Source organism: Streptomyces sp. NPDC002004 (assembly GCF_053593975.1).
Map to the genome: position 1 here is coordinate 19,593 of NZ_JBSFDP010000025.1, position 23,948 is coordinate 43,540.

Below are 23,948 nucleotides of genomic sequence, written 5' to 3' on the forward strand. Positions count from 1 at the left end.
TGGATTCGGCGTGGTCTTTGTGCCGGTCGCCTCCCTTCGCGTGGCATGCCACGAAGGGTTGATCGATCCGTGAACTGGGACTCCGTCATCTTGACGGTCCTCGGGGCGTTCGGTGCTGTCGCGGTTTTTCTCGGACAACTGAACGACGTGCTGGGCAAGGTACCCGAGCTGATCCGTGCCCTGCACGCTATTCATGCCGCATGGCGTGACGGCCGCGTGCCGGCACACGACGACCGTGGCAGGAACGCATTGGACCCCAATGAAGAGGGAGAAGAGGAAGCGGCGCCGTAGCGGGATACGTCAAGCCTGAGGCGACGAGTCCCTGCAGGAGGGCTGGACCGCGGACCGGTCCGGCTGCTCAGGCGTGGTTCAGCTCACCGGGCACAAGGCCATTGCTTTGGTCTGGGTGTCGCTGATGGGATCGTTCTCGAGCACGTAGACGGTCTGCCACTCGCTCGTTCGCCGTCCTTGCGCCCCGCACGAGCAGGGATGGGTCCCTCCTTGCCGGGCAGGGGGGCCGGGCTTCTGCTCCCCGCGCCCGCGGGGACGAACGCCCCGCCCCCTCGAGTCGGACTCACCGGTGAGGTTGCGGCGCTTCGGGCCTTCGCCGACACAGCCACTGCCGGCACGACAGTCTCGCGCTCGGTCACGTTCTCACTGGTCATCGATGCATCTGCCATGATCGGGAGTTACACCGAGCGATTTACAGTCCCCCGGATGGCCAAGAGTGGAATAACGGCGGCGTCCTGGACGTCTCTGAGTGAAGCGGCTGGGGTCGAGACCGTCGCCGTCGGGTGCAGAAGTACCGCCAGATCCAGGCTGTCACTTCATCTGCTTCAGTTGAGGAGCGCGTCGTGGATGCGGCGAGCCACAGTGGGGTCACCGAGATAGCCGGTGATGCCGTGATGGTTGGGCGTCGGATTCTCCACTTTGCTGTAGTTCTCAAGGGGTGTGACAGGGAATTGCGGATGTTCCAACGGGTGGAGCGCCACGACGTCCTTCGGGTCGAAAGCGTTGAACCAGTCGCCTGTGCACTCTGGCCGTTTGACCGGCGCAAGTCTCTGGACGATGTGTCCAACCGCCAGCGGCGATCCCAGGGTAAGGAGCGTGGGAACATTCCACTGATGCTCGCTGCCTTCCCGTTTGAGCATGTTGTAAGCGATGACCGTGCCTAGGGAGTGGGACACCACAACGCAGTCCTCACCACCGGTAAACGCCTGGCGCACGCCGCCCTCAATGTAGGTTTGTATGCCCGGATTGCTGAGGTATTGGTAGACGTCCCGGGTGGCTAGCGCGAGGCTGGCGGCGCTGAGAGCCGGCACCCGGTCGATGGCACGCAGCGCGGCAATCACCCATGGCCAGTTCTGGATGTCTCGCTCGATGAGACTGGGAACCGCCGAGGCGGCCCTGATGTCTGCCTCCGCAATCCCCCATGTCCTCACGACGTCCTTCAGAATCGCGGTGATGAATTCCTGTTCGTTGGGGTCGTCCTCTGCTCCCCTGACGATCACGTTGGGGGCTTCGACTCCCGAGTCCTTCGAGAGCGCCAACAACGTGTCGCCGTAGTAGGGGAACCGGATTCCCTCGTCAGGTATTCGCAGGTCCAAGCCAGCCGTCCGCAACCCGACGTGGAGTGCGTCCACCCACTGCTTTTTGAGTTTCCCGGCATCCTTGTTCCCTTGAGATCTCCCATGAATCAGTACGAGCTCGCGCATCACATCGCCCCTTCCTTTCCGAGAAGTGCACGCAGCGGTGGGAGGTCCGTATCGGTGAACAGGGTCCAGTGCGAAATCTGCGGGGTCGGGAGCCCCTGTTCCGGCCCCGGGGGATCCAACAGAGCCCAGCCGCGCGCCAAAAGCGGGAAGGGCGCGACTGCAAGCTCGGACCGTTCCTCCGAGAGGAGCCGCACGTCGAAGAGCTCCGGGCCCGAAGCGTTGAGCAGTTTGCTCACGTGGTAACGGCAGCCCATGTCGGTCAGGGCGTAGGCGAGATACACGGCGAGTGAGGGATCGTCGGCGCCCATCCACTCGTACTGCTCCACCAGGTCGGCGGCCGAATACCCCTCCCACCATGCAATGCCGAACCGCGAGGCGGCGGCGATCTGGGCCCGATAGGCGGCGTAGCCGGGCCGGAGCGGGCGCGAAAGCGGCGCATAGGAGACGTCGACGAGTTGGCCCTCCTCCATGGTCAAGATCCCCAGGTGGCCCGGAAACGCGGGCACCACGGCGCAGCGACCTGGGAACAAGCCCACCACGACGGCCACGGGGCGGTCCTCATCGAGCCCCACCTGTAGGACGTCGGGCCTGACCTGCCGTGGCAGCTTCACTAGCGAGTACCCGCCCTTCCGTGTCGCGTACGCGCCCTTGAACCCCTTGAACTTCGAACCGCGCACGCACAAGGCGGCAGCGCCCCCAACACCGATGAAGTCGGCCGGCTGAGCGAGCCGCTCAGCGGCTGCAGCGGCGGCACGGCGGGCAGGATCCGCCGTGTCGAATTCACGTAGGCCCTTGGATGCGGGTCTCCAACGAAAAGAAACATCGGGGAATCGGGCCGCTCTCCGTCTTTCGGATGAGTCACGGCGCTGCGGGTGCTTCGGGACACGCACGACCCAGTCCCCACTCCCACCTCCGCCCGAGCCTCCCATCGGCGGTCTCGCGATCGAAGGGGGAGATGGAGGTGGTGGCGGAGATGCCCCGGTGATCCTCGAGAGCCAGGCTTTTGCGCCGGAGCAGACCAGGCCCGCCGGCCATTGGCTGGTGCTGGCGGGGGCGCCCGACACGCGGATCCGAGCTGAGACGAGGCCCGGCAGTGCCTCTTTGAGCGGATAGGGACGCACCACGTCGAAGGCCGCGCCGCCCTCCAAGACTCTTTCCCGCAGGTCCGCGTAAGCGCCATCAAGCGCTTCGGCAAGGACTTCCGTATAGACAGCGCGGTAGGTACCACTTGATCTCGGCACGTCTTCGATCTCGTTGGACGCCTGACCAAGCCCGCAGGCGTAGAAGATGTCCACACAGCCGGGCGGGCCGCCCACTGGGCGGTTGGGAAAGATGACCTGGCCAGTCACGTCGTCTGCCTGGATCCCGGTCGGCGGCTTCCGGCAGGCGTCCGATATCAACACGACGTGCGGAATGCCGCAGCGCTCGGCAAGGCGGATACTCCTCGCGACATTGACTGCCTCGTTCGCGTTCTCAGGGGCACCAGAAAGCAGCCAGTACTCGCTGCCATTATTATTTACGCCGTGCCCGCTGAAGTAGACGATGAGCTGCTCAACGGTGTGGAGCTCCACGTAGCCCCTCACGGCTGCAAGAATGTCACCTGCCTGCACCGCGGTGCCGTCAGCATCCGAGAGAGTCTTGATCGAGTCAGCAGGAATCCCCTGCCCGTCGGCCCAGTCCTGCATGGTAGCTAGCGCTCTGCTGACCGCCTGCAGCTCGGTCAGATCACCGGACTTCCGTACGCCGATCAGCACGACAGCGCGTTCCATGGCCACTCCGTCTACGTGCCGGAACTGCTCTCTTAGTGTCTCTCTGTAATCAGGATCGCGCATTTCCTTGAGCTCGCCGAGCGCCCAGCCAAGCGTGATGTGACTGCGCTCGTCATCTGGCAGTCTCGCCACCACAGCCGCTCATTTTCGGCAGCGGCGATCGGGCTGAGCGCCGCAGACTTCGTGGCAGTGATCACCGAACTTCCGCTAAGACCGTGTCCTACATGGTCAGTTTGAGGAGCCGTTTGTAGCAGCAGAGCGCGGCTGCAAGTCCGCGAAGGCCCGGCAGTTGCCGGTTTTGCGCTCGTAGCGGTGGTTCAGACGGCGGTGGCCGGTCAGCCAGGACATGGTGCGTTCGATGGCCCATCGGCGGCGGCCGAGTCGTTCAGTTCAGCGGCCGGGCGTTCTCCGCCCGCAACCGGGCCAGTTCTCTCAGCCGGACTCCCGTCGCCCTCGCGGCGTTCCGGCAGTGCCTGGGACTCGTTTTCCTTGCGGACCCACGTCCGCAGTGACTCGGCGGTGATGCCGAGACCCGCTGCCACCGCCGCGTATGTGCGCTTACCGCCTGCGGCGCGGTAGAGCGCGACCGCGTACCTCCTGAACTCCTCCGGATACGGAGACTGGCGTCCCACCTGGACATCCCTCCCTGGACCATCAAGATCCATTGTCAGGGTGTCCACTCCAAAGGATCAGCCTCACGGGGCGGGCTGCTCCTTGGCTGACGACGGGGATACACTCCTGCGCCGGAGGGGATCACGGGGTGAGTGAGACAGACGAGGCGCCTGCGGCGCCCGGTCGGCTGCGCCGAGCGCTGCCGCACAGCAGGCGCGGCCAGTTGTTGCTGATATCAGCGCTGGTGCTCGTGCTTGCGGGCACCGGGCTCGGCACGTGGGCGGCGGACACCTGGCCGTGGCCGAAGGACCGCTACTGCTGGGGCGCATGGGAGAGGGACAGCGGCCCGGACTTCCTCGGCGACGAGGCCTTCGGCGACGATGACGACGGGTCACGCACCGGCAAGGAGACGGCGCCCACCCGCGAGCACCCGACCGGCAGCTGCGAGGTCGCCATCGCCAGCGACTACAAGAGCAGTTACGACGGCGACAAGGTCTCCACCCACCAGCAGGTGTCCGTCGAGTACGGCCCGGTCCCCAAGGCCGCGGAGGCCCGGCTCGCGATGGTCCATGACGGTTTCCTGGGCGGCGACATGGTCCCGCTCCCGGACGGCCTGCCGGGCACGGTGAACGGGCGCGGTGGCCTGCTGGTGCTCCCGAAGTCCTGCGACACGCAGGACGGCCGGCCGACCGTCGTCACCATGCACGCGTCCGGCACGTACAGCAGCGGCCCCTCGTACACCCAGAACGATCCGGCCGACCTGGGCGGCGCCCGGGAGGCGGCGGTGCTGCTCGTCGCGGCGGCCAACCGTGGGATGGCTGCGGCCGGTTGCGCGCCGGACGAGCCGCGGAGGGTCAGCTCGCCGGTCTACGACCTGCCGGGCAAGCAGGAGCACATCTTCAGCACCTCTAGCGACGTCTGCGGCATCCGCGGCCTGCACCTCGACACGGAGGACATCGAAGACCAGACCGGCGCGGTCACCCGCGACCTGCAGACGTGCAGCGTCCGTGGCGATCGCGACGGCATGCCGTACCTGGAGCTGGCGATGGTCGCGCAGCCCCGACTGGCCGCGGTTTTCGACGGCATCGCGGGCGAACACCCCGCGGCCCGCGGCTGGCGCGGCACGGGCACCATCGGCGAGAAGCACGCGATCGTACGAGCCGACTGCGCCGGCAGGCCCGCCACCTTCCTGATGGGCGCCTCCACCGACCCCGGCCACCTCGCCGCCTTCGCCAACGCGGCCGCGGCCCGCCTGGGCTGCGCCCCCATCGCCCCCAAGGGAGCCGTCCGATGAGCAGCACGGAGGACGAGCCGAACCGCTCCGAGCAGCCCCTGCGCCGGTGGCATTGGCGCAGACTGCTGCGCGGCCGGGTCCGGCCGCTGCTGGCCGCAGGTCTCGCCGGGGTGCTGCTCGGCGTCGGCGGCATGGCCTGGCAGGCGCAGATCGGGCCGTTCGCGCCGGACGAGTTGTGCTGGGGCGCGCTGTCCCGCGATGACCTCGCCGCGACGTTCCGTGAGCCGGAGAACGTCAAGGCGGTCGAGGCGCCCGTGCTGCACGGTGGGCGCTCCATGGACGGTCCCACCGGCAGTTGCCAGTTGACGAACAGCGACGGCGACGAATGGGCGTTCACCGCCCGGGTGCACCGGCTGGACGACCGGGCCGGCGACGACGGCAAGTGGGCCGACGAGTTCCTCTCCGCCCGTCTCACCCCGCTCGGCGGCGGCCTCCTGGGCATGGCCTCGGACAACCGCGCCTGGCTCGCCATCCCGGATGGCTGCCTGGGCCGCCCCGGCGACCTCGACGGGCCGACCGTGGTGGATATCGCTCAGGGCAGCTGGATCACCGACACGGAGCCGCGTACCAAGGAGCGCGACGGGATGGCCCGCATGGTCGTGAAGCTCGTCAACAAGGTCAGCGCGGACCTGGGCTGCACCGGCACGATCGCCGATCCAGTCGAACGCCTGCCGAAGGCCGCCCGCTACACCCACACGGAGAAGCCGGACGCGCTCTGCGGCATCAAGGGGCTGACCCTGGGCAAGAAGCGCAAGCCGGACCAGTACCCCATGATCACCGACGGGCACGGCCCGGTGCGCACCTGCGACCGGGACATCACCGGCTCGCAGCCGGAGCAGCGCCTGATGACCGTCGAGGACCCGCGGCTGGCCGCGATCTTCACGAGGATGACGCTGCACGAGGGCGACCGGGTGAGCTCCGCCGCCGGATACGGCGGCCTCGGCCCCAACCTCGGCGTCTTCCGGGCCCGTTGCCAGGCGGGCGCGACGGTGTTCCTCGTACAGGCCAACGAGGGCGGAATGAGCGCGGACGTGCGCACCCTCTTCCCCCGCTACGTCGAGGCCGAGGCCGCCCGCCTCGGCTGCGGCCCGCTGAAGCTGAAACTGCCACGGACGGTCGGGAGCCGCTGACTCCCGCCCGGCCGCCGTGCCGTAAGTCGCCGCAGATCCTCCCGGCAAGGGCGAGGATGATTACGGCCCCTGGTTTGGTGCCCCACGGTGCATGCTCCGTCCGAATGTTCCTCCCGGCCGTCCTTTGCCAGGCCGACCCACGCCTGTTGGCGGTTGAATCGACCGGCGCGACATCACTCGAATGACGATGCGGGTCTCCTGGTCGGGTGGATTGTCCCGTGATCAACTCTGACGCGAACGGCGGGGGGAAATCAAACGGTCGCACGTGTGCATTGCCCACGATCTACTAGGAGAATCCCGGGATGCGTAAATTGGACTTGCTCGGTCGGAGTTCCGTGGCCGCCTTGAGTGCGGTTTTGATCTCTGCTCCACTGGCTTCAGCGGCCGATGGCCAGCAGGGGGAGCAGGTGATTTCCCTGGTCGCGAAGACCACTCAGTTCACACCGAACGGCACTGGCGATGCCCAGGGCAACGGGTTCACGCTCGCCAACGATCTCTATCGTGAAGACCAGAGGGTCGGCTCCGGCGGCGGGACTTGCACCATCACCCGCCTCGAGGCAGGCGCGAGCACCGGCACCCTGCAGTGCCTGATCACCTTCGCCCTCACCGACGGCGACATCACGGTTCAGGGTCATCCTCCCTACGCCCCGCCTCCCAGCGACTTCAACCTCGCGATCACCGGAGGCACAGGGAGCTACGAGACTAGCCGCGGCTACGTACATGGGCACGTCGTCGACGACACGACCACGGAGCTCACGTTCCACATCGTCCCCTGAGCAAGGTCAAGACGAGGCAGCAAGGAGCTACAGAGCGGACAGGGTAGAGAGGCTGGCCGGATGCCGGGCGGCGTGCGCGCCACGCCGCCCAGTACGGCATCAACCGCTCGCCCGCTTGTGTTGGCCATACGGACGAGTGGTGCGTCGATGGCAGCCGCCAGGCGGCTGCCGCAGTTGGCACAGAACCCGCGCTTGGCCTCGCCCGGGAAGGTCTCGATCCACGTCACTTCGACCACGGTCCAGGTGATGCGGTCCGCGGGCCAGCCAGCCCACCACATCACCGGGGTCCCTCCGAGCTTCTGGCAGTGCCCGCAGCTGCACAGTTCCCTGTCACGTCCATCTGTTCACGCCTTGTGCCTCCTCCGTGTGGTCGCGTGCGGTGGTGGCCGTCGAAGGGGCGAGACGGCCACCCAGCCGTCTGGACGAGCAGTTCCTGTCAGGTCGACTGTGCCTTGTTCACCGGCGTGATGTAGGCCGCTTCGATGAAATTGATGAACCTGTTCGGGCTCCTGGTACCGAGCATGTTCCCTATGCGGCGGGTGGCTCTCAACTCATCACTGATGGACCCTAGGCTCCACTCACCCAGATTCTTCGTACCCGCCCGGAATTCTCAACGTCCTGGGATGTGGTCTCACGCTTTCGTCCCGGCAGGCGTCGATGGCCAGAATTCGTCTCGGAAGTAGCCCAGCGCCTTTCTGGACTCGCTCCGGTTGAGCATCCCCTGGACGGTCTGACTGCCGCGCGGCACTCGCAGAGTTCTCCGTCATCCGCGCTGAGCATGACCGCGGCGGGTCCCGGCCCGGGAGTTCCCGCCCTGCTCGCGGGCGGGAACGGGATGCCGCCGGGGCCATCGAGGGGCAGGTGACGTTGCTGACCAGTGGACGGGCGGTCAACCGGACGTGCTGTGCTCGGTCTCCGGTGCCGACGGCAGCCAGTGCACGGCGTTGTCGCGGAAGGACGCGTGGATCGGCACGAGGTCTGGGCCGCTGGTGTCGTCGAGGGCGGTGACGTTGATGCCACTCCGGGATGTCGCTGTCGATCGCCGCGAGCCGGCTGCCGCAGGTCGGGCAGAAGCCGCGCTTAGCCTCGCCTTCGAAGGTCTAGTACCAGGTTGGCTCGCCGCCCTCACCGGTCCAGGTGACCGTTTCGAATGCCACCCACCACATCACTGGTGTGCCACCGAGCTTTTGACAGTGGCGGCAGACACAGGTGTGCGGGAAGACGGCCTCGGTACTGGTGAGCTCGCCTATTCAACTGTCGCGAGTTCCCCGAGGAGTCCAGCCTGCTGGTGACCGTGTGTGGTTGCCGGGGCGTATCGGCTCCAGGTTGCTCCGGCCTCGGACGCGAGGCGGGCCGTGGTGATCTGGTGGTAGCCGAGGGCGTCGGCGGCGACGGGGGCCGGCATCTCCAGGACCTGCTGGCGAATCGCTGCGGCCCGGCTCGTGGTCGTGGGGACACCGAGGTCGTTGATCAGCTCGGAGAGAGCGAACGGATGCAGTGGCTGGCCAGCGCGTCGGCCGGGGAACAGCCAGCGCGAGTCGCGACTCGTCGCGGTGTTCATGTTGTCGCGGTTCTCGATCCAGTTCAGTGAGGAGTCCGGCGAACGGTGCGGGGGCCGGGGAGGGTGGCTCGCCGAGCCGCAGCGGGACACCGTCACTCCCCTGGACTGGCGCCGACGCCTGATCGGCTAGACGCCTCACGGCAGGTCAAGTCCCCATGGTCCGGAAGCTCAGCCGGGGAAGAACTGCCTCATCAGGGGATCCTGCATGTGTTTCCAGACCTCGTCGCCATAGGAGGAGGGCCGCGCAAGCGATTCCGGTGACGTGGACGGGCCAAGGTTGTACTCGGTGGCGATGATTTTGACCGCTCGTTCGTTGCTGCCGAAGTCGTTGCGAGACATTTTGGGATAGCGGTTCGGACGGTTCTTCAGTCGTGTGAGGAACCGGGCAGCAACACTGATATTGCCACGTGGCCACGAGAGCAGGGTGAGGATTTCCCGCTGCTGCGCAGGAGTCAGTTTCATGAAGTCGGCCTGGACCTTGCCCCGCCCTGGTCCCCGATCGGCCGGGGCCTGCTCAGTCCATGGGATGGCTCCAGTGACCATTGCCGCTGTGCTCAGCTTCACCTGTCCCACGCCTACGGATCGGTCGAGATCCTTGGCCTCCGTCGGCTTGCCGAGCTCTCTGCGGTGCAGGGCAAGGCCGGTCTCGGCCAGCTCGGATTCCCGCGCTTCGCGCGGAGACCCGATCGGAGCCAACGTCGTATTCGCCATCTCATGACGCAAGACCGAGGCGAGCACCAGGGCGGGGAGGCCGTCCTCACCGGTGGCTGTCGCGGCTTCGAGCACACATCCGCGAAGATCGGCCATCAGCTCCTCCGCGGCTTGTTCGTCCGGGGAGAACTTGGTCATGGGATGAGGAATCCGGGGGTCGCGGGGAGTGGTGTCGTGATCCAGCGCGACCGTACCGAGCGTGCCGGCGTTCGACGTAATCTTGCAGGTCATCCGGTACCGACGGCCGGCACCGTTCAAGCGGAACCATATGTCGGGCTTGGACCGGGTTACCTTCCAGATCACCTCACCCGTGTCCCGGTTGGTGAGTGTGAACTCGAAGCGAGGCAGGTCGCCGGCATCGCCTTGGTACTCGGCCCGGTAGGAGACCCGGGTGCCTTCGACCACGGGTGAGGAGAGATCGGACGTGAGGCTGACAACGCCTTGCTCCGCGTGTTGGCCGTGCTGTGAGGTGAGCCGCTGCAAGACAGGCGTGCGGTCCGGCGCAACGGCGGGGGTTCCCGGTTGACCGGACAGTGCTCGATCGGCAGCAGCGTCGGCCTCACGCTCACTACTGTCGGCAGGCTGGCTGATCCTCAGCGGTGCGGTGGCAGCCGGGTCAAGAGGGGTTTGCTGAAGGACGTGGGCGAGCTCATGGGCAAGCACCTTCCGTCCCTCCGCCGTTGCGGGGCTGTACCGGTCGGGAGCGAACACAATGTGCTCCCCGACGGTGAAGGCGGCAGCCCCCAACCCGATCGCCGTTTTTGCGGCAGCTGCATCAGTGTGCACCCGGACGCGGGAGAAGTCCGCCGAGAACCGCGTCTGCATGGTGTGCTGGACCGTCCTCTCCAGAGGCCGCCCCGGCGTGCCGAGTACGCGCTTCACCCCAGGCACCGTGCATTCCGGCCCCTTGCTCACTGGCTGAACGGCCCTGGCACGGACATCCATGCCACCACGTAACCATGACCGTGCTCATGCCGCCATGCAGTGGCCGCCGCTCCGGTTCCGGTCAACCGGGACCACCTTTGAAGCAAGCCTTCACCGGATCCCTGGTCGCCACCACCAACCGGAGGCCCGAGCATCACTCCTTCCGCGCGGAGACCACCCGACCGGTGACAGCACGTGATCGCCGGGGTACGTCGACTCCAGGACCAGGCCAGCGGCGCCTGCCCCGTTCACAAGCAGCGTGAAGGAAGTGAGTGGATTCCGGTGCCAGGGAACTGCATAGTTCCAGGGAGGGGACGCTCATGGCGTTCTGGGGCGGATTGTGTGCTCCTCAGTCCTTCCGCGGGCGGCGCCGGTACCAGGAGTGCGCCTTTCCGATGCCTCTGCCCACCGACAGGGCCACGGCCAGAATGACGTAGGCCCCCCAAAGCCAGCCCAAGATTGGTCGCGCGATTTGGCTCCACCAAGGCTCTTCATCGAGAGGTGTAAAAGCCTCTACCAGCAGGAAAAGCACGAGGTACAGAAGCGCAACAAAGGTCACCCAGATGCCGGTCTTCTCCACCTTGCCGAGGCGAGGTCCCTCGCCGGTGAACCTCTTTGGCTTTACGTTGCGCAAGAGCACCTGTTGGCGGGTCAAACTGGGGGTACCGTCAACGAGCAGTGACACGGAAATCTGCTGCCCCCGCTTAATTAGGCACTTCGGGACGTTGAGCATCGAACCGGCGTACGTGACGTTCGGGACCTCTGCATCCGAAGGCTCGACTTGGGGCGAGCCAATCATGGTGATGATGTCAGACCCAACGTTGAGGACGATTGGTCGGTCCTGATCGAAATCTGACGATGCGATGTCGGGTCCCTTGCGGACGAGCCGCACCTCAACCCGATGGGCGTTCTGTCGAGGTCGCCCATCCACCGACAGGACCATCCGTTGTCTTACATTGGTCGGCAAGTCAATGACCGGCTCAGCCAGAGGCATTCCGTAGTAGAGGGTCGCCTGCGCTCGCCAGAACCACCAAGTAACTGCCACTGTTCCGACGAGGCCCGCGAAGAACCAGAGGACTGGAGAATCTGCCAGGCCAGGCGGGGGGCAAGGGGCGGAGGAAATCAGATACATAAGCCGGATAGAAACATCTGGCGCATCACTTTCCTCGCACCTGGCTGGGAGTTTCCGTAAATTGAGCAGGCCGCGGCGGCGCGGCTGGAGCACTGGCAGCACGTGGGCATGCGCTGTACTGGTTTACTGGTGAGCTTTATTCAACTGTCGCCGGTTCCCCGAGGAACCCAGCTCGCTGGTTACCTTGCGTGATCCCCCAGGGCATACCGGCTCCATGTCCCGCCGGTCTCGTTGCGGAGCCGGGTGGTGGTCTTGTTGTGGTAGCCGACCGCGTCCGCGACGACGGGGGCGGGCATTTCGAGGAGCTGCTGCCGGATGGCGGCGCCGCGGGCAGCGGCGGCCGGGACCCCGACCTCGTTCAGGAGCACGGATAGATGATCCGGGCGGGACGGCTGGCCCGCCCGGCGGCCCGGGAAGAGCCAGCTAGAACCCGGGTTGGTGGCGGTGTTCATGTTGTCGCGGCCTTCGATGTGCTCCAGTAGCAGGTCAGCGACCAGTGCGGGAACGGGCGAGGCTGGCTCCCCGAGCCGTAGCAGCACGGTGTCGCCGTCGCGGATTACGTCGGCGACGCTGAGCCGGACGATGCGGCTCACGGGCTGCGCGTAGAGGAGCACGATGGCTCCCGCAACACGCAGACGCATCGGTATCTCCCCGTCCGTCAGCAGTCGGCCAAGGACATTGAGGCGCTCGTCCTCGCTCAGTGCGGCCCGCTGGGAGACCTTCATCGCTGGGATGCAGAGGGCGCGTCGGCAGTGGCGGCTCTGCATGGCCCAGTTCAGGAAGGCTCGCAGGCAGGTGCGGCCGTGTTCGGTGTTTTCGGCATACCAGGCGTCGACATCGATCTGGCCGCAGGACGCGAGAGTGCTGTTCTGCTCGCCGAGCCAGTGCAGGAAGGCGGTCGCGTACTTGATCTGCTCGGCGGCGAACCGTCGGACGCTTGGGGTGATGTGGCTCCGCTCGGCGCGGGCCCGTAGCCGAGGGAGGACGCGCCAGGTCGCGTAGAGCCTGATCGTCTTGACGTGCTCGGGGTCGGCGATGCCGGCCAGATGCCCGAGAAGCCAGCGCTGGAAGGAACAGAGGTACTTGTCGACCGGGGGCAGGACTCCGCACGTCATCAGGAGTTCTTCCAGGCGAGCGGCGGCCCGCCAGGGCTGGAGCTCGTGGAAGGCGTCGTGGGTCAGCGGGATCTCGCCGAGGCCGAGCCGACGCAGCAACTGTGAGGCGTTCCCCCGCTGGCTGCGGCGCATCTCCAGCCAGGCCAGCCCGCTTCTGGGCTCGTCCATCGCCACCAGCAGGTCCAACAACGGGACCAGTGCGGGACGGACGCGGCCGGTGCCGTCGTCCAGGAGCGCGGTGAGGCGGTCGGTAAGCGTGCAGCGTTCGCAGAGCCGACCGCGCAGGAGCTTGCCCTCGAAGCCGCAGCGTGAGCAGTCGAAGGTCTGGGAAAAGCTGGCGCAGGTGGTGCAGATCTGGGCCCTGTCACCGGGGCGGAGCCCGGGAAGGGCACGGTCCTGGCGGCATCCTGGGCAGATGCCCCGTGTCCGGACTGCGCGGTCCGAGCAAGTCCGGCAGACGTATCCGTCCGGCCAGGTGCCGGCCTTGTGTCTGTGGCGGCCGCAGCGGCAGCACTCGGCCATGTACCAGCGTTCGTACTGCTCGTCGGTGGCGTAGGCGCGGGTCATGCGTCGGGCAGGATACGGGCCGCGCGAGGGCGCAGCTTCGCCACGTTCGCGGGCGGTGCGGGCAGGTCGCTGGTGGCGGTCTTGCGGACGCCGGCGTTCTCGGCGGTGGTGGCCACGAGGTCGGCGGGGGTGCAGGACAGGATGTCGCAGAGCGCGGCCATGACCTGCAACGACAGGCGTTCCGGGGTGCCGGAGACCAGGCGGTGGACCTGGGAGGCGGACAGGTCGATGCCGCGCTCGCGCAGCAGCGGCACCAGTTCGGTAGCCGTGAAGATCTGGTGCTGGGCCATGACCTCGCGCAGCCGCCAGGTGTAGCCGACCTTGCGTTTCATGCCTGCCTCCCGGCCTGGGTCTGGAGGGCCGCGGCGATGGTGGAGTCCAGGTGCCGCCGCAGGGTGCGGGTGCGGAAGTCCGAGGACACGCAGGTGTAGAGCGAGGTGGTGCTGGCGTGCTCGTGGCCGACTTGCTCCTGGACGAAGCGCGGGTCCCAGCCGTCCTCGATCAGGTGGGTGACGTAGGACCTGCGGAAGGAGTGGAAGTCGAGTCCGTCATCCAGGTCGAGGGCCTTGCGGTAGGCGATGAAGCGGGAGTTGAGCCGCTGGCATCCGATCCGCAAGCCGCGTTCGGAGGGCCATGCCGCCGGGTTGTTATCGGTGCCGAACATCGGGCGGACCTCGGTGAACCACTCGTCCAGGACGTCCGGGGTCCAGTCGAACACGGTCAGCACCCCGCGGCGCTTGGGCGGCGAGCCCTTCTTGGCCTTGCCGAACCGGACCTGGCACCGGCCGTACTCACCGAACTCGCCGCCGTGCGGGTTGCGGCCGAAGTCGGCAGCGTCGAGCATCCGCGTCTCGTTGCGCCGTGTCCCGTAGGCGTAGGCGGTCTTGAACAGGGTCGCGTCGCGGAAGGCAGGCAGCCAGTCCTTGCGGCCGAAGGCCCGGATGCGGGCGACCTCGTCGTCGCAGTGTGCGAAGAAGGCGTGCAGCTCGGCCTTAGTGAACGCGCGCTTCTTCGCGTCCGCCTCGTTGTCCTGGACGTGCACCGCGGTGTTCCACTCGTGCACCACCTGCACCGGATGGGTGCCGAACCGCTCTTCGCAGGTGGCCGTCCACTCGTAGAGGGGGTCGGTGATGAAGTGGCAGAACGCCCGCACGGCCTCGGAGTACGAGCGGATCGTGGAGCGCTTCAGGTCCCGCAGTGAGCGCAGGTCACCGAGCCACTCGTCGACCATCGCCGGCGTCCAGTGCCACGGGTAGGTGTTCACGTAGGCGGCGAACGCCTTCACCGTGTTCTCCCGGCCCTCCACGGTCGTGCGGGCAAGATTCCGTGCCAGCTGCTGGTTGGCGAAGCTGGTCAGCATCGCTGTGAAGACCTGTTCCTCCGGCCGCAGCAGGGCGACCCCGTCGACCAGATGCAGCCTCGCCTTACCCGGCACCGACCCGCTGAACCCAACCATTGCGCCACCCTCCGTCACTCGCATTCGGTGCGAGAAAACCGCATCCGATGCGAGCCGGCTGACGATCCGCAGGCCAGCCAGCCATACGAGTGACACGGCTGGCCATCACGTGCCGCGATCCGCTAGCTTCGCATGGCACTGTAGGGCTTCAACTCCCCTGGTCACGCTGGGAAATCCGGTACCCGCCGATGTCGAATCGCAGACCGTCGCGAGTTCGCATCTGGTGCAATTGGCGGCGCTCGGGGCAATGGAACAGTGGTTGGCGTTAAGCATTGACCGACGTCATGGACGCCGTTGACGGCGGGCGCTCCCGCCGGTTACCCGTGCTTGTCCGGTTCGGCGTCGGCGAAGGCGCGGTATCCGCCGAGATCTCGGGCTGGGCGAGGACGTCGCCGCGGTGTACGACTCGGACCTGACCCGGGGCCATCATCGGATGCTGATCCGCCGGCGTAGCGAGGTCGTGTCGGACATTCAACAAGACCGCCGTCGTCATCACCGCGAAGTCCGCCGGGCGCAAGGTCTTGGGCCTCGCCACCTCAGGCGTCCGTCTCGCTTGACCTCTTGGGCGTCAGTCCGGCAGCCAGTGCAGCTCGTGCGCCAGGGTTTTGGCGACGGCACGGATGCGGCGGTGTAGTGGCGACTGCTCGCGTGGGAGGACCAGGTGGAACGTCAGGCTGGGCGCGTCCCGCAGCGGTCGCCAGGTGAGACCGGCCGGTTGTGCCGTGGCCGCGGCTTCTCCGGCCGGGGCGAGGGTGACCCCGTCGCGCAGGTCGCGCTGAGACATGTCAAAAGAGACTGCGGGCGTGTGGAATCGGGGGTGTGGTCGGGTGTCTCGGAACAGTGCGGACAGCTGATCGTGGATCACGGGGTTGGCCGCACGGTCCGGGAGTCGCAGCGGATACGCGGCCGCGTCGGCGATCTCGATCTCCGGGTGTTCGGCCAGCGGATGGTGCTGCGCCAGCTGGACCCCGATGCGCGCACGCCGCAGCAGGAACCGGCGCACGCCACGGCCCGGTTGTTCACCGCGGGTGATCCCGGCATCGATGCGGCCGTCGGCGACCGCGGGGGAGATCTCCGGTGTCGCCATCGGGACCGCGCCGACCTCGAGTCCGCTGTTGCCGCGAATCAGCCTGTCCACCAGGGCCGGTGCCGTCTCGGCCCCGGCGCTGAGGCTGTATCCGATGCGCAGCGTGCCCAGTTCACCGGCCGCCGCGCTCCGGGCGGTGTCCCATGCCCGGTCCAGCGCCGCCAGCGCAGGCGGCGCGGACTCCGCCAAAGCCGCACCAGCCGTGGTCAATACGACGCTACGCGTGTTGCGGACCAGCAGGGCCGTACCGAGTTCCGCCTCCAATCGGCGCATCCGGGCGCTGAGTGCGGGCTGTGCGATACCGATCCGCGCGGCCGCGCGGGTGAAGTTCAACTCCTGCGCCAGCACCAGGAAGTACCGCAGGCTCACCGTATCCGGCGCCACGTGCCCTCCCTGCCGATTGATAACGATCCGTTCTGAGCCTATCCCGTACCGGTCTTTCCCTCGACCGCACATCAAGCCCTAACCTGCGCATATGACGATTCAACTGACCGCGGTACCCGTCGCCGGGATCGATCGACCTGAGTGTCAATTCGAAGTCGGACGTGTCCGGCCGAACACAGGAGGTTTCCATGGCTAAGGGCTACTGGGTCAGTGTCTACCCCGCCATTTCCGACCCTGAGAGGCTGACTGCCTACAACAAGCTGGCCCGTGCGGCTGTCCAGGCTGGGGGCGGGCGCACCCTGTCCCGTGGCGGTCGAGTCGTCGCCCATGAGGCCGGAATCACGCAACGCGTCGTTCTGATCGAGTTCGACAGCTTCGAACAGGCCGTCGCGGCATACGAGAGCGAGGCATACCAGAAGGCGCTGGTGGCCCTCCCCGACGGCGTCGAGCGCGACTTCCGCATCATCGAAGGCATCGACTGACCGGCGGGCCCAGCCATCGCTGAGCATCCGTCACCTGATACGCACACGGTGCTGAACGACGACTCACGAGACGAGTTCGAAGCCATGCCCCGCGTCCCAGTCCGTCGTCGACGTCCTCGACGGCCTGATCCCTGTCGGGCGGATCGAAGAAGCGACGCGACGTCCGGGCCAGCTGGACTGTCTGATATACAGTTTGAAGAACCGCAGGTCAAGACCTCTTTCGAGGGGTTTCGATCTGCGGTTCCTCTGTTGTTGAAGTAGCCCCGGGGCGCGCCAGGATGGCGCACTGGAGCCGGCCGCCCTGCTTCGGGGATCAGGTGGTCATGCCACAGATCTACCGCGAAGGCCCGTTCCCCGTGAGCCCTGCTTGCGCGAACTGGCCGACCTGAAAGTCGGCCATGCGGCCGTCGAGGCTTCAGCCCATCGCCGCACCTCATGCACGCCCGTCACGGGGCCGCGCCGGTGCGACAGCCTTCCGACCACCGGGCCAGCGGCCCCGAACGGGGAGACTATCTGGAACTTCCCGATTTAGGTAGGTGTGCGATGCCAGCAGGACACCTCAACGGCGTCGCGGCGTGATGGCGGTGATTTGCGTCGGCCGGTACGCCTTCTTCCGCCCCGCCGAGGCCGGGCACCGGCCGCTGCGCGAACCATCGCTCGGTGACGATGAGCGCGGGCTATAGGTCCTGCACGATGCCTACGCGGGGTGCGGTCCGAAAAACCATTCGCGATCCCTGGGGCTTCGAGCCGAGACTGATGGGTCGATCACATCGAACAGGAAGAGTGGCCAGCGCTGACGTACAACCGTGACACCCTGCCCTTCCCCGACAACCGTGTGCCCCCCGTCACCTACGAGGACATTCGGAACTGGGATGAATCCGACCCGGCACGCCACTCGTTCGCCTGGGACGAGGACGAGGAAGCCCGACTCCGCTCGCTGGTCCGCGAGTGGGTGCCGCCCGTGCTCTCCGGTATGGCTGGCTGGTGGCAGGGTGAACGCTGGTGTGAGAGTCAGGTGGACGCGGTCCTCCGGGAGCGATATGGCACCTGGACCTGGGGATGGAGCTGGTGCTACCGCGACGGCGGGCCCATCGGCAACTGGGTCAGCGGGCCAAGCTCGGTGACGACCCCAGACGAGACCGCAGCACGCGTCGTAGCCGCGCTGTTGGAGTGGCGGGAGTGGCTGGAGCGGACAGCCCAGCGCTTCGCCGAGCTGGCGCCGCCACCGGACGTCTCGCCCGAGGATCGCAGCTGGCACCTGGAACGGGCCTGCGTCCGGCTCGTGACCCACGCGCTGGACTCGGGCGCGGACAACGCCTGGCGCGGACAGACCTCGATCGTCCTGGGCTGGTTCCTCACCAGCACCGGCCTGGACCGAGCCGACGCCGCGCGAGCAGTGGTGAGTGCGATCGGTGGCCGGTTCAAGAGCTGGGTCACCCCGGAACGGACGCTGATCGAATCCGTCGGCGAGGACCTCGCCGTCGGCCTCACGGGCTACGCCCCGTACCAGGACCACCGCGAGAGGGCGGCTCTGGAGGATCTCCATGACCGCTACTGACAGCCTTTCGGTCTGGCTGCGCGTGCGCCGTGAGGCCGACTGGCAACGCGCACCGGTCCTACAGCGAATCCCGCCCGACCGCGATGGGTTCCGGTCCTGGTGCGAGGGGCCGGTGCGCCAGCGCGACCCGATTCGCGCTGAGCGTCTGCTCGCCGCATATACCTTGGCCCGAGAAGATGCCGCACGCCGCACCCCGCTGGACTTCGCCCTGCTGGCCGGTTGGCAGCGCGAAGTCCTCGCTGCACCAGGGGCACCGTTCCGCGTGAGCGACGCCTATGCGAAGGCTGGTCGCGAGCGCTACGCTCTGACACCTCGCACGCAGGCCGACTTCGATTCCTGCTTGCACGAGACGACCGACCCGAACATCCCGCTGGCGGCCCGCGCGGCCCGCGCCTACCTCGATGTGGCGTTCTTCCACTCCTTCACTGATGGCAATGCCCGCGCCGCGCTGTTGACCTTGGTCCATGTTCTGGCCCGGGAGGAGATCGTCCTTCCTGAGGTCGGCCCCCTCCAGACCACCCGCTACGCGGATGACCCGGCCGGTGCCGCCGACCTTGCCACTCTCATCGGTGTGCTCAACCGCCGCCGACACTGAAGCGTTCGTGTGAGAGCACCGACAACTTCCGCCAGGCTTCAATAAACCGTTTCTTGAAGAGCGCCGAGCGGGCAGCCCGAGGACCCCTCAGATCCTTCAAAAACTCCTTCAAAAACCAGAGTGGTTCAAGAACCCCGGAACACCGTTTGCTGACAGAATCCGGGGCGTGAGCACCCCCTTCGAGCCCGATGCCTTCGACCTCCTGGTCGCCGAGCCCGCCCACCGCACCGAGATCCTCATCGGCTACGCCCGGGTCTCCACCGGCAGGCAGAAGCTCGACCGCCGGCTTGACGCCCTCACCGCCGCCAGATGCCGCCGAATCTTGGTGATCGGCGCGAGGGTCTTGTCGACGAGGGTCTGGCCGGGGGTGAAGGTGCCTCCTGCAGGATGCCGCCGAACGCGGTGCGGGTCTCGAGGGACAGCCGGCGTCCGTGAAGTGGTCGACCGGACTTTCGAGAGTGATCACATGGCAGTGAATTCGAGCCTGAACGCCCGAAATGAGATCGAGCCTGACATGCTTTTGGACGTACGTGGCCGAGCGGCTCCACCCGGGTGCCCGTATGGCTAGCATCAGGGACCGAACTCGCTTGTGCGGCAAGGGGACTACCTGTGCTCGACACCACTGCATTGCTCGACCAGATCGTGCCGGCCTCGGAAGCCGCAGCCGTCGCCTATGGCATGAGCGTGCTGACCAGAACCCAGGACGAGGCCGCCAATGCGACCGTACGGCTGGGGCAGCGCCTCATCGGCAGGCTCCTGAACCGTGACGCCGACACGGCCCCCGACTCCGACCCCGTGCGCACCGCGGTCGTACACCTCGCGGAGGCGGGCGCGGACCCGGACATGCTCACTCTGCGCCGCGCGGAGTTGAGGATCGCGCTCCGCACGGCACTCACGGACACGCCGGGCCTCGCCGAGGAACTCTCGGCCCTTCTTCCGGCGCCTCCGCCTCCCCCTGCCGTCCACGCCGAGGGCGAGCGCTCCGTTGCCGTGGGCGGGGACAATTCCGGGAACATCTCCACCGGCGACGGCGCGGGGAGCGCCCCCCGCCGGTGAGAGGCCGGTCCGGTGTGCGGGCGGGCGGCACGCGCTCCGTGGCCGTGGGGAGGGACAACCGGGCGCCCATTTTCACCGGCGACAACGTAACGATCGTCTCGGGGTCAGGCCGCCGCCCGGTCACGCTGGCCGAGAACCTACGCATCCTCGCACAAAGGGTCCTCGCCGACCTGGGGCAGGATCAGGTTCAGGAGCAATTGCGGAGCGGACATCCGCTGCCGGTGCATTGTCGAGCGGCACCTGAGGAGTTGACCGGTCGGAGGAGCGGTGCCCGGGAGACCTCGGCGGCGCTGGCGGCCGCTTCCCCGCTGGACCTGGCAGGTCCGCTGAAGAACATCGCGTCTGTCTACCTCGAGGAAAGACGCAGCCAGCTGCTGGTGCTGGGCCGGGCCGGTTCGGGGAAAACCGTCCTGATACGGCGCTTCGCGCAGACCCGGCTGGAGGACGACGACTGGACCGGCAAGGGTCCAGTGCCGGTGATCTTCAGTCTGGGATCATGGGACCCCACTGCGATGTCCCTGCGGGACTGGCTGATCGACTGCTTGGAGCGGGATCACCCCTTCCTGGCCAGGCGGCTCCCCTACAAAGGGACATGGGCCGCTGAACTGATCGTGGGGGGCCACGTGCTGGCGATCCTCGACGGGTTCGACGAGATGGCGGAGGACCTTTACAAACCCGCGCTGCGGCACCTCGGGGCCTTCAATCTGCCACTGCTGCTGACGAGCCGCCACGAAGCACTCAGAGGCGTCAACCCTGGCGAAGGGCTCTTTCCGGGGATCGAACTGACGGACCTCACCCTCGACGACTGCTCCGCCCGCCTCGACGCCTCGACCGGATGGGCGCCCGTCCTGGACCAGTTGAGCAGCCGCTCCGGCGAACCGGCCGTCGCCCGGCTCGCCGCCGTACTGACCACTCCCCTGATGCTCACCATGGCCGAGGCGTTCCACGCGTCCGGCGGCAATCCTGAAGCCCTGCTGGAAATCGCCGAGTTCAGCTCCCAGGACACGCTGGAGAAGCGCCTTCTGGATGCCTTCGTCCCCAGGACGTACGACCCCATCCTCAACCTGTCGGTCCCGAAACGCCGACGGTGGAGCGCTGAGCGCGCAGGCCAGTGGCTCGGCTACCTGGCCACGCACCTGAAGAAACAGAAGACGGACGCACAGAAGCCCGACGCACACGTCATCGGCGCACAGGACATCGAGTGGTGGCAGCTGGGCACGACCATGAGCCTGCCCATGCGCATGGTCGTCTCCGGAGCCCTGTGCGGGCTCGTGTCGGGGACGGCGGTCGCTCTCGTCTATGCCCTCATGAGCGACCCCCCGGCGGCGCTCCTGTACACGTTCCTGAACATGCTGGGCATCGGGCTGACCTTCGGGCTCATGCACGGATTCGCGTCGAAAATCGAGGCCAGCGGCGCGTTCAAGCCGTCCCGCATGCAGCTCCGGTTACGTGGCGAGTCGAGGGGGGCGAGGTCGAGGAGAGTGCGGGAGAGCCTCCTCCCCAGAGTCGGCGGCGGGCTGGCCGGCGGACTGGTCTTCGGGATCGTCTTCGGTAGCGGAGTCGCGGTCTACGCGATGCTCCTGTCCTACCCCTGGCCGGTGGTCGCCCTGCTCTTCGGGAACTGGTTCGTGGCCGGCTCCCTGATCGGACTGGGGGTCGGGATCGTCCTCGCGCTGGTGGCCTGGCTCGAGACGGACGCCAAGCCGGAGGAATCAGTCAGCGCGACGGCCCTACTGCGCACGAACCGCACCATCGTGCTCGTGCAGGCGGCCGCGGTGGGGCTGGTCCTCGGGCTCGGATACGGAACTGCTGTCACGCATTTCAACGGCTTCGCCCTCGGCCTCCCGGCCGGGATCGGGTCCGGACTCGCGGCCGCGGTCGGGGTCGGCACGCTGTCCGCGTGGGGCCGGTGGGTGGTCCTGGTCCGCCTCTGGCTGCCACTGTCAGGACGCCTCCCCTGGAGGGTGAACGCCTTCCTGGACGACGCCCGCGCTCGAGGCGTACTGCGCCAGGCCGGCGCGGTCTACCAGTTCCGCCACGCACGGCTGCGGGACCGCCTCGCCGAGGCCCACCGGCATCACCAACAGCCGACGGAAGGCGGGAGCCCATGAGCGCCGGGCGCGGCATGGCCCGCGGCGGCACGCGCACGTACGGCATCGGACGGCAGGCCCTGGGAGTCGCCGGAGCAATGACGGCCGTGCTGGGCATCGTCGCAACATGGGGCACCCCGGCCGCCTCCGCGCAGCCGGTGTCGATCAAGCTGAGCTACACCTGCGCGTTCACGGGGATCGGCACCACGCAGGTGACGATGAGGATCGGCACGGACATCCCGCGTTCGCTCGAAGTCGGCGACTCCAGCCCGAGAGCCGCCGTGAGCGGAGTAGCGACGGTGGACGCGAGCTTCACCGGGCTGGCCCCGCTCGTCGGAGCGAGGACCCTGGAGGGCTCGGTGGACGGGACCGCCACTGTGTCCGCGCCGCAGGGCGACAGCCGCCTGTCCGTGCCCATGACGATCCCCCGCACCCCCATCCCGGCCTTTGGCGCGTTCGACATGTCCGCCAAGGGCACCGCGCCCGCCGTCACCTTCACCCGGCCGGGCAACGTGAGGGTCACCGTCGGCGACCTCGGCCTGCACCTCACCCCGAGGGACGCGTACGGCAACCTGACCCAGGTGGGCACGATGAACGCGGCCTGCACGGTGGACCCCGGACAAAACACGGTCCTGCAGTCGCTCGTCGTCACGAAGCCCGTGAAGGCGGCGGGGACGAAGCCGGTGAAGGCGACAGGGACGAGGACGGTGAAGGCGACAGGGACGGGGACGGGGGCCGGCGGGAGCGGTTCCGGAACCTCCGGCGGGTCCGCCACGGGCACGCGGCCGGGACCGGGGACAGCCCGTTCGACGGCGAGTACGACCAGCACACCCGACCCGTCACCCAGCACGACCGGATCCGCACCACCCCGCTCCCCCTCCCCTTCGCCGGGAGCACCGACAGTCGACACACCACGGAACGACCCGACGAGCACGCCGGACGACAAACACGGCGCCCCGAACCCCAAGCACCCGGTCGCACTGGCGTTGGGCGGCCTTGTCACAGGCACCGCCGCAGCACTGGTCGGCCTCGGCGCACGCCTGAGAAGACGCAGAGCGGACGGCTGAGTCGGAGCGGGGCCGGGTCACGGGGCTCGGAGCGGGACACCTCACACCGAGTACAAACACCTCGCCCGGGCGTACAGCAGGCAACGGTCGGCGCGTCCCTGGGCCAACGCCCGTGCGAAACATCACCGTTGACGGTTCTGTGATTTTAGGCGGGGTGGAGGTGTCCGCGGGCTCGGCGGGTGGTGACGCAGGGTGCGTGCAGGGGTCGATTGGCGGGGTTGAGGAAGCCGTGGGCGCTCTGGGTCGCAGGCCCAACCACCCCGGCCCCGCAGTTGGCAGCGGCTGCCTCCAGTTGTCCGAGACAGGACAGGGGCTCGGGTGCAGGGGTTCCTTGTCGTCCGAGTCGGAGAGAATGGGTGATCGACACATGCCCATGACCCGAGGTGCCTTCGATGGCGTCCCGTTGACCACGCTCTTCCCGCACATCTTGGCCGCTGACGTGGAATCCCTGGGGCATGCGCCCCGTGCAGTTGATGCGGCTCGTGTCGACGGAGACGCGGCGGAGTGGGAATGGGCATTGGCGCGTTCCCGGCACTCCCGACGCAACGCGGCGGTCGACGCCAACGAGTTCCCACCCCGGCCAAGTGGCCGAAGTAGGAGGAGGCCGGCGGCGGATGCATCGGCCGGACGCGAACCGCCGGGCCTACCCAGTGTCCCGTATCGGTCCCCAGCTTCCTCGTCCCGGCCCGTGTTCAGTCGCGTCCGCACCACGACGAGGTCCCTGCGCCGGTTCACCTGGTGACGCTGTATCCGCACCACCCGCTCCCTGATCTCCGTGGAGTCGTCTCCGCCAAGCATGAGACGTGAGCACGGTCCCGGTCCTGCAGGTCTGCGAGGCCGGGAGCCGGAGAGTGATCAAGTCTGCGC

General features: G+C 67.5%; 20 protein-coding genes and 2 pseudogenes. 10 read left to right on the forward strand and 12 right to left on the reverse strand.

All coding sequences use genetic code 11. The annotated features are described in order from the left end of the window. Positions 1-69: 69 nt before the first annotated feature. A complete protein-coding gene (locus ACWCP6_RS27570; protein WP_450935271.1) occupies positions 70-291 on the forward strand; it encodes a hypothetical protein in 222 nt (73 codons plus the stop codon). 545 nt (positions 292-836) lie between these two features. Here the strand turns inward: ACWCP6_RS27570 and ACWCP6_RS27575 are convergent. The 4 genes and pseudogenes from ACWCP6_RS27575 to ACWCP6_RS27590 form a co-directional block, all read right to left on the reverse strand. Next, positions 837-1,715, reverse strand: a complete 879-nt coding sequence (locus ACWCP6_RS27575; protein WP_450935272.1) for a hypothetical protein — start codon at positions 1,713-1,715, stop codon at positions 837-839. Continuing rightward, positions 1,715-3,619: a hypothetical protein gene (locus tag ACWCP6_RS27580; RefSeq protein WP_450935273.1), complete on the reverse strand. Its 1,905-nt coding sequence runs from the start codon at positions 3,617-3,619 to the stop codon at positions 1,715-1,717. Before ACWCP6_RS27580 ends, ACWCP6_RS27575 begins: the two co-directional genes overlap by 1 nt. 85 nt (positions 3,620-3,704) lie before the next feature. Further along, positions 3,705-3,874, reverse strand: a pseudogene (locus ACWCP6_RS27585) (transposase); the annotation flags it as partial. Positions 3,875-3,881: 7 nt separating this feature from the next. Further along, a pseudogene (locus ACWCP6_RS27590) lies at positions 3,882-4,116 on the reverse strand (transposase); the annotation flags it as partial. A 128-nt stretch (positions 4,117-4,244) separates the two neighbouring features. Here ACWCP6_RS27590 and ACWCP6_RS27595 point away from each other — a divergent pair. The 3 genes from ACWCP6_RS27595 (at position 4,245) to ACWCP6_RS27605 (ending at position 7,296) form a co-directional block, all read left to right on the forward strand. Beyond that, positions 4,245-5,390 (forward strand): hypothetical protein, encoded by a 1,146-nt coding sequence (locus tag ACWCP6_RS27595; RefSeq protein WP_450935274.1) that lies wholly within the window; start codon positions 4,245-4,247, stop codon positions 5,388-5,390. Continuing rightward, positions 5,387-6,520, forward strand: coding sequence for a hypothetical protein (locus ACWCP6_RS27600; protein WP_450935275.1), 1,134 nt, complete (start codon positions 5,387-5,389; stop codon positions 6,518-6,520). Before ACWCP6_RS27595 ends, ACWCP6_RS27600 begins: the two co-directional genes overlap by 4 nt. A 302-nt stretch (positions 6,521-6,822) precedes the next feature. Beyond that, positions 6,823-7,296, forward strand: a complete 474-nt coding sequence (locus ACWCP6_RS27605) for an allene oxide cyclase barrel-like domain-containing protein (RefSeq protein WP_450935276.1) — start codon at positions 6,823-6,825, stop codon at positions 7,294-7,296. Here ACWCP6_RS27605 and ACWCP6_RS27610 read toward each other — a convergent pair. The 8 genes from ACWCP6_RS27610 to ACWCP6_RS27645 all read right to left on the reverse strand — a co-directional run bounded on the left by ACWCP6_RS27610 (position 7,233) and on the right by ACWCP6_RS27645 (position 16,233). Further along, entirely contained in the window at positions 7,233-7,619 is a 387-nt protein-coding gene (locus ACWCP6_RS27610; RefSeq protein ID WP_450935350.1) for a GFA family protein, read from the reverse strand. The genes ACWCP6_RS27605 and ACWCP6_RS27610 overlap by 64 nt on opposite strands. A gap of 923 nt (positions 7,620-8,542) precedes the next feature. Next, a complete protein-coding gene (locus tag ACWCP6_RS27615; protein WP_450935277.1) occupies positions 8,543-8,857 on the reverse strand; it encodes a hypothetical protein in 315 nt (104 codons plus the stop codon). A gap of 168 nt (positions 8,858-9,025) precedes the next feature. Next, positions 9,026-10,450 carry an eCIS core domain-containing protein gene (locus tag ACWCP6_RS27620; RefSeq protein ID WP_450935278.1) on the reverse strand — a complete coding sequence of 475 codons (1,425 nt, stop codon included), beginning with the start codon at positions 10,448-10,450 and terminating at the stop codon, positions 9,026-9,028. Positions 10,451-10,841: 391 nt separating this feature from the next. Then, positions 10,842-11,486 (reverse strand): hypothetical protein, encoded by a 645-nt coding sequence (locus ACWCP6_RS27625; protein ID WP_450935279.1) that lies wholly within the window; start codon positions 11,484-11,486, stop codon positions 10,842-10,844. Between the two features lie 317 nt (positions 11,487-11,803). After that, positions 11,804-13,306 carry a hypothetical protein gene (locus ACWCP6_RS27630; RefSeq protein ID WP_450935280.1) on the reverse strand — a complete coding sequence of 501 codons (1,503 nt, stop codon included), beginning with the start codon at positions 13,304-13,306 and terminating at the stop codon, positions 11,804-11,806. After that, complete coding sequence (locus ACWCP6_RS27635) at positions 13,303-13,638, reverse strand: helix-turn-helix domain-containing protein (RefSeq protein ID WP_450935281.1); 336 nt, start codon at positions 13,636-13,638, stop codon at positions 13,303-13,305. The genes ACWCP6_RS27630 and ACWCP6_RS27635 overlap by 4 nt, the downstream gene beginning before the upstream one ends. Next, positions 13,635-14,762, reverse strand: coding sequence for a tyrosine-type recombinase/integrase (locus ACWCP6_RS27640; RefSeq protein WP_450935282.1), 1,128 nt, complete (start codon positions 14,760-14,762; stop codon positions 13,635-13,637). The genes ACWCP6_RS27635 and ACWCP6_RS27640 overlap by 4 nt, the downstream gene beginning before the upstream one ends. A gap of 568 nt (positions 14,763-15,330) precedes the next feature. Then, positions 15,331-16,233 (reverse strand): LysR family transcriptional regulator, encoded by a 903-nt coding sequence (locus ACWCP6_RS27645; protein WP_450935283.1) that lies wholly within the window; start codon positions 16,231-16,233, stop codon positions 15,331-15,333. A 188-nt stretch (positions 16,234-16,421) separates the two neighbouring features. On the opposite strand from ACWCP6_RS27645, the gene ACWCP6_RS27650 reads away from it, so the two are divergent. The 6 genes from ACWCP6_RS27650 (at position 16,422) to ACWCP6_RS27675 (ending at position 23,081) form a co-directional block, all read left to right on the forward strand. Further along, complete coding sequence (locus tag ACWCP6_RS27650; protein ID WP_450935284.1) at positions 16,422-16,715, forward strand: DUF1330 domain-containing protein; 294 nt, start codon at positions 16,422-16,424, stop codon at positions 16,713-16,715. Positions 16,716-17,550: 835 nt separating this feature from the next. After that, the gene (locus tag ACWCP6_RS27655) at positions 17,551-18,273 is read left to right on the forward strand and encodes a hypothetical protein (protein ID WP_450935285.1); all 723 of its coding nucleotides are present in this window, start codon (positions 17,551-17,553) and stop codon (positions 18,271-18,273) included. Further along, positions 18,260-18,868 (forward strand): Fic family protein, encoded by a 609-nt coding sequence (locus tag ACWCP6_RS27660; RefSeq protein ID WP_450935286.1) that lies wholly within the window; start codon positions 18,260-18,262, stop codon positions 18,866-18,868. Before ACWCP6_RS27655 ends, ACWCP6_RS27660 begins: the two co-directional genes overlap by 14 nt. A 609-nt stretch (positions 18,869-19,477) precedes the next feature. Further along, positions 19,478-19,924, forward strand: a complete 447-nt coding sequence (locus ACWCP6_RS27665; protein ID WP_450935287.1) for a hypothetical protein — start codon at positions 19,478-19,480, stop codon at positions 19,922-19,924. Positions 19,925-20,172: 248 nt separating this feature from the next. Beyond that, positions 20,173-22,035: an NACHT domain-containing protein gene (locus ACWCP6_RS27670; RefSeq protein ID WP_450935288.1), complete on the forward strand. Its 1,863-nt coding sequence runs from the start codon at positions 20,173-20,175 to the stop codon at positions 22,033-22,035. Then, positions 22,032-23,081 (forward strand): DUF6801 domain-containing protein, encoded by a 1,050-nt coding sequence (locus ACWCP6_RS27675; RefSeq protein ID WP_450935289.1) that lies wholly within the window; start codon positions 22,032-22,034, stop codon positions 23,079-23,081. The genes ACWCP6_RS27670 and ACWCP6_RS27675 overlap by 4 nt, the downstream gene beginning before the upstream one ends. The last annotated feature ends 867 nt before the right edge of the window (positions 23,082-23,948 follow it).